12 protein-coding genes are annotated in these 14,132 nt (G+C 68.1%); 10 read left to right on the top strand and 2 right to left on the bottom strand.

The window, feature by feature from the left end; genetic code table 11:
- The first annotated feature begins 235 nt into the window (after positions 1-235).
- Both HMPREF3014_RS10580 and HMPREF3014_RS10575 read left to right on the top strand, forming a co-directional pair.
- On the top strand, positions 236-403 hold the full coding sequence (locus HMPREF3014_RS10580) for a DUF2897 family protein (protein ID WP_003090984.1): 168 nt from the start codon (positions 236-238) through the stop codon (positions 401-403).
- Positions 404-634: 231 nt separating this feature from the next.
- Positions 635-1,399 carry a CPBP family intramembrane glutamic endopeptidase gene (locus HMPREF3014_RS10575; protein WP_003090986.1) on the top strand — a complete coding sequence of 255 codons (765 nt, stop codon included), beginning with the start codon at positions 635-637 and terminating at the stop codon, positions 1,397-1,399.
- Here the strand turns inward: HMPREF3014_RS10575 and atuR are convergent, their stop codons facing one another.
- Positions 1,400-2,023: an atu genes transcriptional repressor AtuR gene (gene atuR / locus HMPREF3014_RS10570; protein WP_003117641.1), complete on the bottom strand. Its 624-nt coding sequence runs from the start codon at positions 2,021-2,023 to the stop codon at positions 1,400-1,402.
- Between the two features lie 253 nt (positions 2,024-2,276).
- Between atuR and HMPREF3014_RS10565 the strand changes: the two genes are divergently transcribed.
- From HMPREF3014_RS10565 to HMPREF3014_RS10530, 8 genes are all read left to right on the top strand, one after another.
- Positions 2,277-4,079, top strand: coding sequence for an acyclic terpene utilization AtuA family protein (locus tag HMPREF3014_RS10565; RefSeq protein WP_003130781.1), 1,803 nt, complete (start codon positions 2,277-2,279; stop codon positions 4,077-4,079).
- Between the two features lie 69 nt (positions 4,080-4,148).
- Positions 4,149-5,027, top strand: a complete 879-nt coding sequence (locus tag HMPREF3014_RS10560) for an SDR family oxidoreductase (protein WP_003090991.1) — start codon at positions 4,149-4,151, stop codon at positions 5,025-5,027.
- A 1-nt stretch (position 5,028) separates the two neighbouring features.
- Complete coding sequence (atuC, locus tag HMPREF3014_RS10555; protein ID WP_003114738.1) at positions 5,029-6,645, top strand: geranyl-CoA carboxylase subunit beta; 1,617 nt, start codon at positions 5,029-5,031, stop codon at positions 6,643-6,645.
- Between the two features lie 116 nt (positions 6,646-6,761).
- The gene (atuD, locus tag HMPREF3014_RS10550; RefSeq protein WP_003101733.1) at positions 6,762-7,922 is read left to right on the top strand and encodes a citronellyl-CoA dehydrogenase; all 1,161 of its coding nucleotides are present in this window, start codon (positions 6,762-6,764) and stop codon (positions 7,920-7,922) included.
- Between the two features lie 20 nt (positions 7,923-7,942).
- Positions 7,943-8,737, top strand: coding sequence for an isohexenylglutaconyl-CoA hydratase (gene atuE, locus HMPREF3014_RS10545; protein ID WP_023087184.1), 795 nt, complete (start codon positions 7,943-7,945; stop codon positions 8,735-8,737).
- Positions 8,738-8,782: 45 nt separating this feature from the next.
- Positions 8,783-10,768 (top strand): geranyl-CoA carboxylase subunit apha, encoded by a 1,986-nt coding sequence (gene atuF / locus HMPREF3014_RS10540; RefSeq protein WP_023087183.1) that lies wholly within the window; start codon positions 8,783-8,785, stop codon positions 10,766-10,768.
- Positions 10,769-10,819: 51 nt separating this feature from the next.
- Positions 10,820-11,644, top strand: a complete 825-nt coding sequence (locus HMPREF3014_RS10535; protein WP_003101741.1) for an SDR family oxidoreductase — start codon at positions 10,820-10,822, stop codon at positions 11,642-11,644.
- A gap of 161 nt (positions 11,645-11,805) precedes the next feature.
- Positions 11,806-13,632: a long-chain-acyl-CoA synthetase gene (locus tag HMPREF3014_RS10530; RefSeq protein WP_003117644.1), complete on the top strand. Its 1,827-nt coding sequence runs from the start codon at positions 11,806-11,808 to the stop codon at positions 13,630-13,632.
- Between the two features lie 13 nt (positions 13,633-13,645).
- Here the strand turns inward: HMPREF3014_RS10530 and HMPREF3014_RS10525 are convergent, their stop codons facing one another.
- Positions 13,646-14,068, bottom strand: coding sequence for a hypothetical protein (locus HMPREF3014_RS10525; RefSeq protein ID WP_003091000.1), 423 nt, complete (start codon positions 14,066-14,068; stop codon positions 13,646-13,648).
- Positions 14,069-14,132 lie beyond the last annotated feature (64 nt).

The raw sequence follows: 14,132 nt of genomic DNA, 5'->3' as shown, positions 1-14,132 counted from the left end.
GGCAACCTCTCGCTGGCAGGCCCGGACGGGGCAATGAAGGGATACCCGCCAGTTAAGCAATGTCAGATTGCCAACATGTGACAGGCATCACGCCGGCCAGGCTCAGCGCTTTCTCCGCCCGCAACTTCCGAGCGCCGCCGGGAGTCTCAACCACAGGGCCTCGCGCCGGAGCGTTGTCTGACAGAAAGGCAAACCCGGCGTATGGTGAACATTCATATCGATGAGGGAGAACAACATGCCCTGGTACGCCTGGTTGATCATCGTCCTCGCCCTGGGCTCCATCGTCGGCGGACTCCTGCTGCTGCGCGACTCGGCGAAGAAGCTGCCGTTGAGCGAGGAACAGCTCAAACGCATCCATGAACGCAACGCCGAGCTGGACGCGCAGGAGGCGAAGGACCGCTGAACCTATTGGCCTGCCGGCGGGTCACTAGGTCTCGTAGGAAAACCCCGGCGGGCGAAAAACCGGCGAGGCGAAGGCTCGCGGGCGGAGTCATGCGGGCCGCGCGTGGTTTTTCCTGCGCAACCTGGGGTTCGTTCCCCGTGTGTTTCCCTCTGGCAGAAGGTTCGTTCCTTGCGCTTTTCCCATCCGCGGGTCGAAATGCCTTTAGAATCCCTCCTTTAAACGGGAGGCTGCATGCTCGGGCGTCTGATACCGCTTCTACCCATTCTGTTCCTGCTCGGGGGCTTCTTCACCGGGCACATCGCGCTGCTGACGGCGGTCATCGTCCTGCTCTACATCATCTGGGTGACCTACGCCGAGCGCTGGCTGCCGACCCTGCTCTGGTGGCCGGTGAGCCTCGCCGCCAGCGCCCTGATCGCCATCCACTACCTGCCCGGCTTCATTCCCCTGCGCCTGTTCCCCTGGGACCTTGCCAGCGCCAGCCCGCCGATCCAGATGATCTGGCTGCCCTGGGACAAGGCCCTGGTCGCCCTTACCCTGCTCGCCTGGTGGCTACGCCGGCCGAAGCAGCCGCTGGTGTCGCTGGATATCACCGCGCTGGCCTTCTGCCTGACCTTCTTCGTGGTGCCGCTGCTGTCGATCATGACCAATGCCGCGAGCTGGCAGCCGAAGTGGCCGGATGCCTTCTGGTGGTGGCTGGTACTGAACGTCGGGGTGGTCTCGCTGGCCGAGGAGGCGTTCTTCCGCGGCCTGCTGCAAAGCCAGTTGATCCGCTGGTTCGGCGCCTGGCCGGGAATCATCGTCGCGACCCTCGCCTACGCCGCGCTGCACCTGCTGGTGAACCCGGTGTATGCGCTACTGGCCGGGATCGCCGGGCTGGGCTACGGCATGGTCCTGCACTTCAGCGGGCGGCTGTCGCTGGCGGTGCTGCTGCACGCCTCGATCAACACCCTGCACTTCCTCCTGCTGAGCTACCCGTTCCGCCTGATCTCCGAGTGATCAGGCGTCCTTGATCACCAGCGCCAGGGCCTCCTCGGCGAGCTGGTCGAGACTCATCGGTCCTTCCGGACGGAACCAGGTGGTGGTCCAGGACAGCGCGCCGGTGAGGAAGCGCCGCAGGATGAACGGATCGCCCTGGCAGTAGCCGGCCAGCCGCGCCTCCCCCAGCACGTCCAGCCACATCTGCTCGTAGATGTCGCGCAGGCCGAGGATGTACGCCTGGCCTTCGGCGGACAGCGAGCGCCACTCGTAGACCAGCACCGCCATCGCCTCGCCGGTACCGCCCATGATCGATTGCAGCTCGCAGCGGATCAGTCCCAGCACCCGCTCGCGCAGGTCCTCGGCGTCGGCCAGGGCGGCGCGCATCAGGGCGGTGTTGTAGAGGATGGTCTCTTCCATCACCGAGCGCAGGATCTCGTCCTTGCTCTTGAAGTGATGGAAGATGCTGCCCGACTGGATGCCCACCGCGCTGGCCAGGTCGCGCACCGTGGTGCGTTCGTAGCCTTTGCTGCGGAACAGGTGGGCGGCGGTCTGCAGCAGCTTGCCGCGGGCGCTTTCCGGATCGGTGAGCTGTCCGGTAGCCACCAGCTCCAGCATCACTTCCCGGGCTTTCTGATCGTCCAACGCTGAGTACCCCTTTTCCGGATCGTCGGCGGCTCGGTGCCGCTCATCCGCGCGCCCGGCCGCTCCGTATTTGCCGACCGGCCTCGGGATTGCCCCGCAAGTGCTTGTCGGCATTCATGAAATGTATGCCTGCGAAGACGACCGAGCAAGCGCTTGGGTAACAGCCGCGAAGGGATTTGTTTCCGCCCTCTTCTCAACCAAGCGCTTGCTTGGTAATGTCGCCCCACACTTCCGCTGTCACGGGTCAAGAACAATGCAAAAGACCGTACGCATCGGCTGCGCCTCGGCCTTCTGGGGCGACACCTGCACCGCGGCCGCCCAGTTGGTGCGCGGCGCGCCGCTGGACTACCTGGTGTTCGACTACCTGGCCGAGATCACCATGTCGATCATGGCCGGCGCCCGCCTGAAACAGCCGGACGCCGGCTACGCCACCGACTTCGTCGAGGTCCTCGCACCACTGCTGGGCGAGATCGCCGAGAAGAAGATCCGCGTCATCAGCAACGCTGGCGGGATCAATCCGCAGGCCTGTGCCGCCGCCCTCGCCGCGGCCTGCGAGAAGGCCGGGGTGCAGCTGAAGATCGCCGTGCTCCATGGCGACAACCTGCAAGCGCGCCAGGCCGAACTGGCCAAGGCCGGCATCCGCGAGATGTTCAGCGACGCGCCTTTCCCGCCGATGTGCGTCTCGCTCAACGCCTACCTCGGCGCGCCGGGCATCGTCGAGGCCCTGCGCCTGGGCGCGGATATCGTGATCACCGGCCGGGTGGTCGACAGCGCGGTGGTCAGCGCCGCCCTGGTGCACGAGTTCGGCTGGGCCTGGGACGACTACGACCGACTGGCCCAGGCAGCCCTCGCCGGGCACATCGTCGAATGCGGCGCGCAATGCACCGGCGGCAATTTCACCGACTGGGAGCAGGTGCCGGACTATGAGCACATCGGTTTCCCCATCGTCGAGGTCGAGGCCGACGGGCGCTTCGTGGTGACCAAGGCGCCCGGCACCGGTGGCCTGGTCAGCGAACTGAGCGTCGGCGAACAGATGCTCTACGAGATCGGCGACCCACGCGCCTACCTGCTGCCCGACGTGGTCTGCGACTTCACCGAGGTGCGCCTGCGCCAGGTCGGACCCGACCGGGTCGCGGTGGAAGGCGCGCGCGGCCTGCCGCCCACCGACCGGTACAAGGTCAGCGCCACCTATCCGGACGGTTTCCGCTGCACCGCCAGTTGCCTAATCGCCGGCATCGATGCGCTGAAGAAGGCCGAGCGGGTCAGCCAGGCGATCATCGCCAGGACCGAGGAAATCTTCGCCGAGCGCGGCTGGGAGCCCTACCGCGAGGTCAATGTCGAACTGCTCGGCAGCGAAGCCACCTATGGTCCCCATGGGCGACGGCAGGACAGCCGCGAAGTGGTGGTCAAGCTGGCCGTCCGGCATCCGCGCAAGGAAGCCCTGGTGCTGTTCTCCCGCGAGATCGCCCAGGCCGCCACCGGGATGGCGCCCGGCCTGACCGGCATCGTCGGCGGCCGGCCGACGGTGTATCCGGTGATCCGCCTGTTCTCTTTCCTGATCGACAAGGCGCAATGCGCGTTGAGCGTAGAGATCGACGGCCAGCGCCATCCGCTGGAACTGCCGGTCCTCGAAGCCTTCGACCCGGCACGATTGGCCGAGGCGCGCCAGCCGCCACGCCCGGAGCAGCCCGCCAGCGCCAGCGTGCCGCTGGTGAAGCTGGCGGTGGCGCGCTCCGGCGACAAAGGCAACCACAGCAACATCGGGGTCATGGCGCGGCGCCCGGAGTACCTGCCGTGGATCGCCGAGGCGCTGGAGGAAGGCGCGGTGGTGGACTGGATGCAGCATGTGCTCGACCCGCAGACCGGCCGGGTCGGCCGCTGGTACCTGCCGGGCAGCCACAGCCTGAACTTCCTGCTGGAGAACGCCCTCGGCGGCGGCGGCGTCGCCAGCCTGCGCATCGACCCGCAGGGCAAGGCCTTTGCCCAGCAGTTGCTGGAGTTCCCGGTGGCGGTGCCGCAGGCGCTCGCCGACGCGCTGGAAACGCAAGGCAGATAACCACAACCAGGAACGGCGAATGCGGCGTTCCGCTGCCCCTCTACGGGATTCATCGGAGTCACCAGAACAATGAGCTACGACTCGATCTTCCGACCTGGCCTGTTCGACGGCCAGACCATCATCGTCACCGGCGGCGGCAGCGGCATCGGCCGCTGCACCGCCCACGAGCTGGCGGCCCTCGGCGCCCACGTGGTGCTGGTCGGACGCAAGGCGGAAAAGCTGGAGAAGACCGCCGGCGAGATCGTCGAGGACGGCGGCAGCGTCAGCTGGCACGCCTGCGACATCCGCGAGGAGGAAGCGGTGAAGACGCTGGTGGCGAATATCCTGGCCGAACGCGGAACCATCCATCACCTCGTCAACAACGCCGGCGGCCAGTATCCCTCGCCCCTCGCCTCGATCAGCCAGAAGGGCTTCGAGACCGTGCTCCGCACCAACCTGGTCGGCGGCTTCCTGGTCGCCCGCGAAGTGTTCAACCAGTCGATGAGCAAGACCGGCGGCAGCATCGTCAACATGCTCGCCGACATGTGGGGCGGCATGCCCGGCATGGGTCACTCCGGCGCCGCACGCTCGGGCATGGAGAATTTCACCAGGACCGCCGCCGTCGAGTGGGGCCATGCCGGCGTGCGGGTCAACGCGGTGGCGCCGGGCTGGATCGCGTCCAGCGGCATGGATACCTACGAAGGCGCGTTCAAGGCGGTGATCCCGACCCTGCGCGAGCACGTGCCGCTCAAGCGCATCGGCAGCGAGTCGGAAGTCGCCGCCGCCATCGTCTTCCTGCTCTCCCCCGGCGCCGCCTTCGTCAGCGGCAACACGATCCGCATCGACGGCGCCGCCAGCCAGGGCAGCCGCGCCTTCCCGCTATTCAAGGGCAAGCCGGGACAGAGCCGCGCGTACAACGGCTTCCACCGCGCCTACCTGCCCGACGTACTGAAGGACCAGGAGGACTGACATGCCCGCGATCCAGTCGGAACTCGACGTCAACGGCGAGGACTTCGCCCGCAACCGCGAGGCCATGCTCGCCGCCGTGGCCGGCTTCCGCGAGTTGGAGCAGAAGGTCCTGGACAAGGCCGCCGAGGCCAGGCCGAAGTTCGAGAAACGCGGCCAGCTGCTGCCGCGCGAACGCCTGGCGCTGCTGCTCGACCCGGGCGCGCCGTTCCTCGAACTGTCCTCGCTGGCCGGCTACAAGCTGCACGACGACAAGGACGGCACCCAGGCCGGCGGCGGGATCATCGCCGGGATCGGCTACATCGCCGGGGTGCGCTGCCTGGTCAGTGCCAGCAACAGCGCGATCAAGGGCGGCACCATCTCCCCGACCGGGCTGAAGAAGACCCTGCGCCTGCAGCAGATCGCCATGGAGAACAAGCTGCCGGTGGTGACCCTCACCGAAAGCGGTGGCGCCAACCTCAACTACGCGGCGGAGATCTTCGTCGAAGGTGCGCGCGGCTTCGCCAACCAGGCGCGGATCTCCGCCATGGGCATTCCCCAGGTCACCGTGGTGCATGGTTCCAGCACCGCCGGCGGTGCCTACCAGCCGGGGCTGTCGGACTACGTGGTGGTGGTGCGCGGCAAGGCCAAGATGTTCCTCGCCGGGCCGCCGTTGCTCAAGGCCGCCACCGGCGAGATCGCCAGCGACGAGGAGCTCGGCGGAGCCGAACTGCACGCGCAGGTCGCCGGCACCGCGGAATACCTGGCGGAAAACGACGCCGACGGCGTGCGCCTGGCCCGCGAGATCGTCGGCATGTTGCCGTGGAACGCACAACTGCCGGCGCGCCCGGCGCGTTCCTGGCGTGAACCGCTGTACCCGGTGGAGGAGCTGCTCGGGGTGGTTCCGGCCGACCCGAAGAAGCCCTACGACGTCCGCGAGATCGTCGCGCGCATCGCCGACGGCTCCGAGTTCCTCGACTTCAAGAACGAGTTCGACGGCCAGACCGTCTGCGGCCACCTGCGCATCGAGGGCCACGCCTGCGGCCTGATCGGCAACAACGGACCGATCACCCCGCAGGGCGCGGCCAAGGCGGCGCAGTTCATCCAGCTCTGCGAACAGAGCAACACGCCGCTGCTGTTCCTGCACAACACCACCGGCTTCATGGTCGGCACCGAGTCGGAGCGCCAGGGCGTGATCAAGCACGGCTCGAAGATGATCCAGGCGGTGGCCAACGCCCGCGTGCCCAAGCTGACCCTGGTGGTCGGCGGCTCCTACGGCGCCGGCAACTACGCGATGTGCGGACGCGGCCTCGACCCGCGCTTCATCTTCGCCTGGCCGAACAGTCGCACCGCGGTGATGGGCGGTGCCCAGGCCGGCAAGGTGCTGCGCATCGTCACCGAGGAGAAACACGCCAAGGAAGGCAAGGAAGCCGATCCGAAGATGCTCGAGATGCTGGAAACCGTCACCGCGCAGAAGCTCGACAGCCAGTCCACCGCGCTCTACGGCACCGCCAGCCTGTGGGACGACGGCCTGGTCGACCCGCGCGACAGCCGCAGGCTGCTCGGCTACCTGCTGGATATCTGCGCGGAAGCCGAGGCGCGGCCGCTGAAGGGCAACAGCTTCGGGGTCGCGAGGTTCTGACTGCAACAGGCGAGCCGGCGACAGCCCCTCTCCCCGCTCTCCCTGAAGGAAGAGGGTTGGGAGAGAGCAAGCGGATCCTGCCGGAAAACAATGATGCCCAGGAGGAAAGACAACCCATGATCTTCACCCAGGAACACGAGGAACTCCGCCGCACCGTTCGCAGCTTCGTCGAGCGGGAAATCAACCCCAACGTCGACCAGTGGGAAAAGGACGGCCGCTTCCCGATCCACGAGATATTCCGCAAGGCCGGCGAACTCGGCCTGCTGGGCATCTCCAAGCCGGAGAAGTTCGGCGGCATGGGCCTGGACTACAGCTACTCGATCGTCGCCGCCGAGGAATTCGGCAGCATCACCTGCGGCGGCATCCCGATGGCCATCGGCGTGCAGACCGACATGTGCACCCCGGCCCTGGCCCGCTTCGGTTCCGACGAGTTGCGCGAGGAGTTCCTCCGCCCGGCCATCGCCGGCGAGATGGTCGGCTGCATCGGCGTCTCCGAGGTCGGCGCCGGCTCCGACGTCGCCGGCCTGAAGACCACCGCGCGCAAGGACGGCGACGACTATGTGATCAACGGCAGCAAGATGTGGATCACCAACTCGCCGTCGGCCGACTTCATGTGCCTGCTCGCCAATACCTCCGACGACAAGCCGCACGTCAACAAGTCGCTGATCGTGGTCCCGATGAAGACCCCGGGCATTACCCTCAGCCCGCACCTGGACAAGCTCGGCATGCGCAGTTCGGAGACCGCCCAGGTGTTCTTCGATAACGTCCGCGTACCGCAGCGCAACCGCATCGGCGCGGAAGGCGCCGGCTTCATGATGCAGATGCTGCAGTTCCAGGAAGAACGGCTGTTCGGCGCGGCCAACATGATCAAGGGCCTGGAGCACTGCATCGACGTCACCATCGAGTATTGCAAGGAGCGCAGGACCTTCGGCCAGCCGCTGATCGACAACCAGGTCATCCACTTCCGCATGGCCGAGATGATGACCGAGGTCGAGGCGCTGCGCGCCCTGGTCTACCAGGCCACCGAGCTGTACGTGAAAGGCAGGGACGTGACGCGCCTGGCTTCCATGGCCAAGCTCAAGGCCGGCCGCCTCGGCCGCGAGGTCAGCGACGCCTGCCTGCAGTACTGGGGCGGCATGGGCTTCATGTGGGACAACCCGGTCTCCCGCGCCTACCGCGACACCCGCCTGGTATCCATCGGCGGCGGTGCCGACGAGATCATGCTCGGCATCATCTGCAAGCTGATGGGCATCCTGCCGGGCAAGAAGAAAGGCTGACGTTCCAGGAGGAAACCGGCATGAGCCTGCCGCATTGCGAGACCCTGCTGCTGGAACCCGTCGAGGGCGTCCTGCGGATCACCCTGAACCGCCCGCAAAGCCGCAACGCCATGAGCCTGGCGATGGTCGGCGAACTGCGCGCGGTGCTCGCCGCCGTGCGCGACGACCGTAGCGTGCGGGCGCTGGTGCTGCGCGGCGCCGACGGGCACTTCTGCGCCGGCGGCGACATCAAGGACATGGCCGGTGCCCGCGCCGCCGGGGCGGAAGCCTACCGCACGCTGAACCGCGCCTTCGGCAGCCTGCTGGAGGAAGCCCAGGCCGCCCCGCAACTGCTGGTGGTGCTGGTGGAAGGCGCGGTGCTCGGCGGCGGTTTCGGCCTGGCCTGCGTGTCGGACGTAGCGATCGCCGCCGCCGATGCGCAGTTCGGCCTGCCGGAAACCAGCCTCGGCATTCTCCCGGCGCAGATCGCGCCTTTCGTGGTCCGCCGCATCGGCCTGACCCAGGCCCGCCGCCTGGCCCTCACCGCCGCCCGCTTCGACGGCCGCGAGGCGCTGCGCCTGGGCCTGGTGCATTTCTGCGAGGCCGACGCCGATGCCCTCGAACAGCGCCTGGAGGAAACCCTCGAGCAACTGCGCCGCTGCGCGCCGAACGCCAACGCCGCCACCAAGGCCCTGCTGCTGGCCAGCGAAAGCGGCGAACTCGGCGCCCTGCTGGACGATGCGGCGCGACAGTTCGCCGAAGCGGTGGGCGGCGCCGAAGGCAGTGAAGGCACCCTGGCCTTCGTACAGAAACGCAAGCCGGTCTGGGCCCAGTGAGCCACGACCGCGAAACAGGGCAACAGCCTCCAGGAGCCGAACGACATGCCCAGCTTCAACAAGATCCTCGTCGCCAACCGCGGTGAAATCGCCTGCCGGGTGCTGCGCACCGCCCATGAACTGGGCTACCGCAGCGTTGCCGTGTACAGCGAGGCGGACGCCGACGCCCGCCATGTGCAACTGGCCGACGAGGCCGTGTGCATCGGCCCGGCAGCGGTGGCGCAGTCCTACCTGAATCTCGAGGCGATCCTCGACGCCGCCCGTCGCAGCGGCGCCGAGGCGATCCACCCCGGCTACGGCTTCCTCTCCGAGAACGCCGAATTCGCCCGTGCCTGCGAAGCCGCCGGGATCGTCTTCATCGGCCCGGATGCGGAAGCCATCCACCTGATGGGCAGCAAGCGCCTGTCGAAGATCGCCATGCTCGCCGCCGGGGTGCCGTGCATCCCCGGCTACGAAGGCGCCGAACAGGACGACGCGACCCTGCGGCGCGAGGCCGAACGCATCGGCTACCCACTGATGATCAAGGCCAGCGCCGGCGGCGGCGGCCGCGGCATGCGCCTGGTGGAGGAACCCGACCAACTGCTGGACCAGTTGCGCACCGCACGCTCGGAAGCGCTGGGCGCCTTCGGCAGCGCCGAACTGATCCTGGAGAAGGCCGTGCTGCGCCCGCGCCATGTGGAGATCCAGGTGTTCGGCGACCGCCACGGCAACCTGCTCTACCTCGGCGAACGCGACTGCTCGGTGCAGCGCCGCCACCAGAAGGTCATCGAGGAAGCTCCCTGCCCGGTGCTCGATGCCGACCTGCGTCGCGCCATGGGCGAGGCGGCGGTGAAGGCCGCGGCTTCGGTCAACTACGTGGGCGCCGGCACCGTCGAGTTTCTTCTCGGCGAGGATGGCCGCTTCTACTTCCTGGAGATGAATACCCGCCTGCAGGTCGAACACCCGGTCACCGAACTGGTCACCGGCCAGGACCTGGTGGCCTGGCAGATCCGCGTCGCCGAGGGCCATCCGCTGCCGCTGCGGCAGGAACAGGTGGAACTGCGCGGGCATGCCATCGAGGTCCGCCTCTACGCCGAGGACGCCGGTCGCGGCTTCCTGCCGCAGACCGGCACGGTGCTGCGCTGGGACCCGGAACTGCTGCCCGGCGTACGCATCGACCATGGCCTGGTCGAGGGGCAGGCGGTGACGCCCTTCTACGACCCGATGCTGGCCAAGCTGATCGCCTACGGGGCGACCCGCGACGAAGCCCGGCGCAAGCTGATCCGCGCGCTGGAGCGCTGCGTGCTGCTGGGGGTCGACGGCAACCAGCGGTTCCTCGCCAACCTCCTGGCGCATCCGGACTTCGCCGCCGGCGAGGCGACCACCGCCTTCATCGGCGAACGCTTCGCCGAAGACCCCAGCCTGCAACCGCGCCAGCCGGGCGCCGAGGAACTGGCCCTGGCCGCCGCCCTGCTCTACCAGGCCGGCGCCGAGGCCAGTGCGCACCAGCCCGGCCTGGCCGGCTGGCGCAGCGCCGCCGGGGCACCGTGGAAGATCGTCCTGAAGCACGCCGAACAGCGCCTGGAGATCGGCCTGGACGTCCTCGAAAGCGGTCGCCGGCCGCGACTGCTGGCGCGCCTGGAGCGACGCGAGATCGCCGTGCGCCTGCTCGACTGCGACGGACGCTGGGCCAGCGCCGAACTCGACGGCATTCGCCGCCGCCACGCCTACCACCTGGACGGCGGGCGCCTCTGGCTATACGGCCACGGCGGCAACCTCGAACTGCTCGACGTCACCCACGCCGGCGCCAGCGCCCAGGCCGGCGCCAGTTCCGGCACGCTCAAGGCGCCGATGGACGGTGCCATCGTCGAGGTGCTGGTCGGCGAGGGCGAACGGGTCGGCAAGGGCCAACTGCTGCTGGTGCTGGAGGCAATGAAGATGGAACACCCGCTGAAGGCCGGAGTCGACGGCGTGGTCCGCCGCGTCCAGGTCGGCCGTGGCGAGCAGGTGCGCAACCGGCAGGTGCTGGTCGAGGTGGAAGCCGACGCCTGAGACACCCCGCCGCTCATCCGCAACGACAACGACAAGAAAACGGAGACGCCCATGTCACTGCACGGCAAGACCCTGTTCATCACCGGCGCCAGCCGCGGCATCGGCCGGGAGATAGCCCTGCGCGCCGCGCGCGATGGCGCCAACCTGGTGATCGCGGCGAAGAGCGCCGAGCCGCATCCGAAGCTGGAAGGCACCATCTTCAGCGTCGCCGCCGAGGTCGAGGCCGCCGGCGGCCAGGCCCTGCCGCTGCAACTCGACGTGCGCGACGAGCAGGCCGTGGCGGCGGCCATGGCCCGCGCCGCCGAACGCTTCGGCGGGATCGACGCGCTGGTCAACAACGCCGGGGCGATCCGCCTGGTCGGGGTGGAGAAGCTGGAGCCCAAGCGCTTCGACCTGATGTACCAGATCAACACCCGCGCGGTGCTGGTCTGCAGCCAGGCCGCCCTGCCCTACCTGCGCAGGAGCGCCAACGGCCACATCCTCAGCCTGTCGCCGCCGATCAACCTGGCCGGCAGGTGGTTCGCCCAGCACGGCCCCTACACGGTCACCAAGTACGGCATGAGCATGCTTACCCTGGGGATGCACGAGGAGTTCGGGAAATACGCCATCAGCGTCAACGCGCTGTGGCCGAAGACCATGATCGCCACCGCCGCCATCGAGTTCGAGCTGGGCAGCCGTGACGCCTTCCGCCGCGCGCGCACCCCGGCGATCATGGCCGACGCCGCGCACGCCATTCTCACCAGCGAGGGGCGCAGCCTCAGCGGGCGCCTGCTGGTCGACGAGGAATTGCTGCGCGAGCGCGGCCAGAGCGATTTCGAGCAGTACCGCTACGACCCGGAGGGTGGCGCGCTGGTGCCCGACCTGTTCCTCGACTGAGGTCTCCGACGAAAGGCGCGCGGCGCTCTGCGGCGGGCTTCCGGGCTATTTGCCGAAGTGCCCCGGGGCGACCGCGCAACGGTCATAGCCGAGGCGGCGGCTGCGGTCTAGAGTCGCGGGAGCGTCCTACGCCCCGCACAACAACGACAAGCGCGAGAGCCATGACCCACGCCGACCTGATCACTTTCAACCGTTTCGTTGCCCGCCTGCCTGCCACCTTCGGCCGCGTGCCGCGCATGCTGCGCGGCCTGTACTACACCGCGATCCGTAACCGCGAGAAGAGCCTGTCCCTGGGCTGGGCGCTGGAGCGCGCGGCACGCCTGTACCCGGACAACCCGGCGGTGCTCGACGGCCAGCGGCGGATCAGCTACGCCCTGTTCAACGGCTGGGCCAATCGCCTGGCGCGCGCCTTCAAGGCCGAGGGCGTAGGCCACGGCAGCGTGGTCGCGGTGATGCTGGAAAACCGCGTCGAGCTGCTGGCGATCCTCGCCGCCCTGGCCAAGCTCGGCGCCATCGGCGCACTGGTCAACACCACCCAGCGCGGCAAGGTCCTGGTGCACAGCCTGAACCTGGTGAAGCCCGGCCACTTCGTGGTCGGCGAAGAGTTGCGCGAGGTGTTCGAGGAAGTCCGCCAGGAGGTGCTCGGCAACGCCGGCCATTGCTACTGGGTCGACGACGGCGACACCCTCGGCGATCCCGGCTCGCCGCCGATGGGCTGGCGCAACCTGATGCGCCTGGCCCAGGGACAGACCTCGGAGAACCTCGAGGACACCGGCAGGGTGCGGCTCAAGGACTCCTGCTTCTACATCTACACCTCCGGCACCACCGGCCTGCCGAAAGCCTCGATCATGAGCCACGGCAAGTGGATCAAGGCCTACGGCGGCTTCGGCCATTCCGGTCTGGGCCTGGGCCGCGACGACGTGCTCTACCTGACCCTGCCCTGCTACCACAACAACGCCGTGACCGTCTGCTGGAGCGCGGCGCTCGCCGGCGGCGCGGCCATGGCCCTGCGCCGCAAGTTCTCCGCCAGCGGTTTCTGGAAGGACGTGCAACACTACCGGGCGACCTGCTTCGGCTACATCGGCGAGCTCTGCCGCTACCTGCTGAACCAGCCACCGTGCGCCGAGGAACGCGGCAATAGCCTGACCTGCATGATCGGCAACGGCCTGCGCCCGTCGATCTGGGCCGAGTTCAAGCAACGCTTCGAGATCCAGCGGATCACCGAGTTCTACGCTTCCAGCGAAGGCAACATCGGCTTCACCAATGTATTCAATTTCGACAATACGGTGGGCTTCTCCCCAGCCACCTACGCCATCGTCCGCTACGACCTGGAGAACGACCACCCGGTGCGCGACGCCAAGGGCTTCATGGAGAAGGTCGGCAAGGGCGAGGTCGGCCTGCTGATCAGCGAGATCAGTGCGAAGTGGCCGTTCGACGGCTACACCGATCCGGCCAAGAGCGAAGCGGTGATCCTCCGCGACGTGTTCAAGAAGGGCGACGCCTGGTTCAACACCGGCGACCTGATGCGCGACATCGGTTTCAAGCACACCCAGTTCGTCGACCGTCTCGGCGACACCTTCCGCTGGAAGGGCGAGAACGTTTCCACCACCGAGGTGGAAAACGCCCTCGGCGCCTTCGACGGGGTCGAGGATGCGGTGGTCTACGGCGTGGAGATTCCCGGCACCAACGGCCGCTGCGGGATGGCCGCGCTGCGCCTGGCCGATGGCGTCGAACTGGACCGCGACGCTCTCGCCGCGCACCTCGACCGCGAGTTGCCGGCCTATGCCACACCGGTGTTCCTGCGCCTGCTGCGCGAAGTCGAGACCACCGGCACCTTCAAGTACAAGAAGACCGACCTCAAGCGCGACGCCTACGATCCCGCGCGGGTCAGCGACAAACTCTTCGTCAGGTTGCCCGGCAGCGCCGGCTACCAGCCGCTGGACGCGGAGCTGTACCAGGCGTTGCAGGAGCAGCGCTACCGCTTCTGAGCACCGTGGCGGCCTACTGGCGGAACTCGAACTGCAACTCGGCCCCTTCCAGGGGCCGCGACACGCCCAGTTCGCGGTCGCGATAGAGCAACTGGCCGTTGAGGCGGAAGTCGCTGTCGTCCTTTTCCTCGAACATCGGCGGCAACAGCGGCTTGGGCTTATGGGTCTCTTCCGTGCCGGGCGGCGCCATCTTCTGCACCAGTTCCTTCGGCAGGCGCAGGTCCAGCTTGGCGCTCGGCAGCGGCTTGCGTACCTCGGGGTCGAGACGAGCGGTGGAAGCGCGCTTCGCCGGCGCCGGCTTGTCCTTGGCGACCGGCCTGCTGGCCGGCTTCGGCGGCGCAGCCGCAGGCTTCGGCTTGGCCGGCGGCTTGGGTTCGGCAACCTGCTCCGCGGCTGGCGCGACCTTCTTCGAAGCTGTTTTCGGCGCGGCAGGCACGGCAGGCGCTGGCTCCGCTCGTGCAGGCTTCACTGGCTTGGCAGGGGCGCGCTGCTCCTGCGGC

It is taken from the genome of Pseudomonas sp. HMSC065H01 (assembly GCF_001815235.1).
GTDB lineage: Bacteria > Pseudomonadota > Gammaproteobacteria > Pseudomonadales > Pseudomonadaceae > Pseudomonas > Pseudomonas aeruginosa.
The sequence above is the reverse complement of the archived record's forward strand: the minus strand, read 5'-3'. Positions and strand labels throughout refer to the sequence as shown.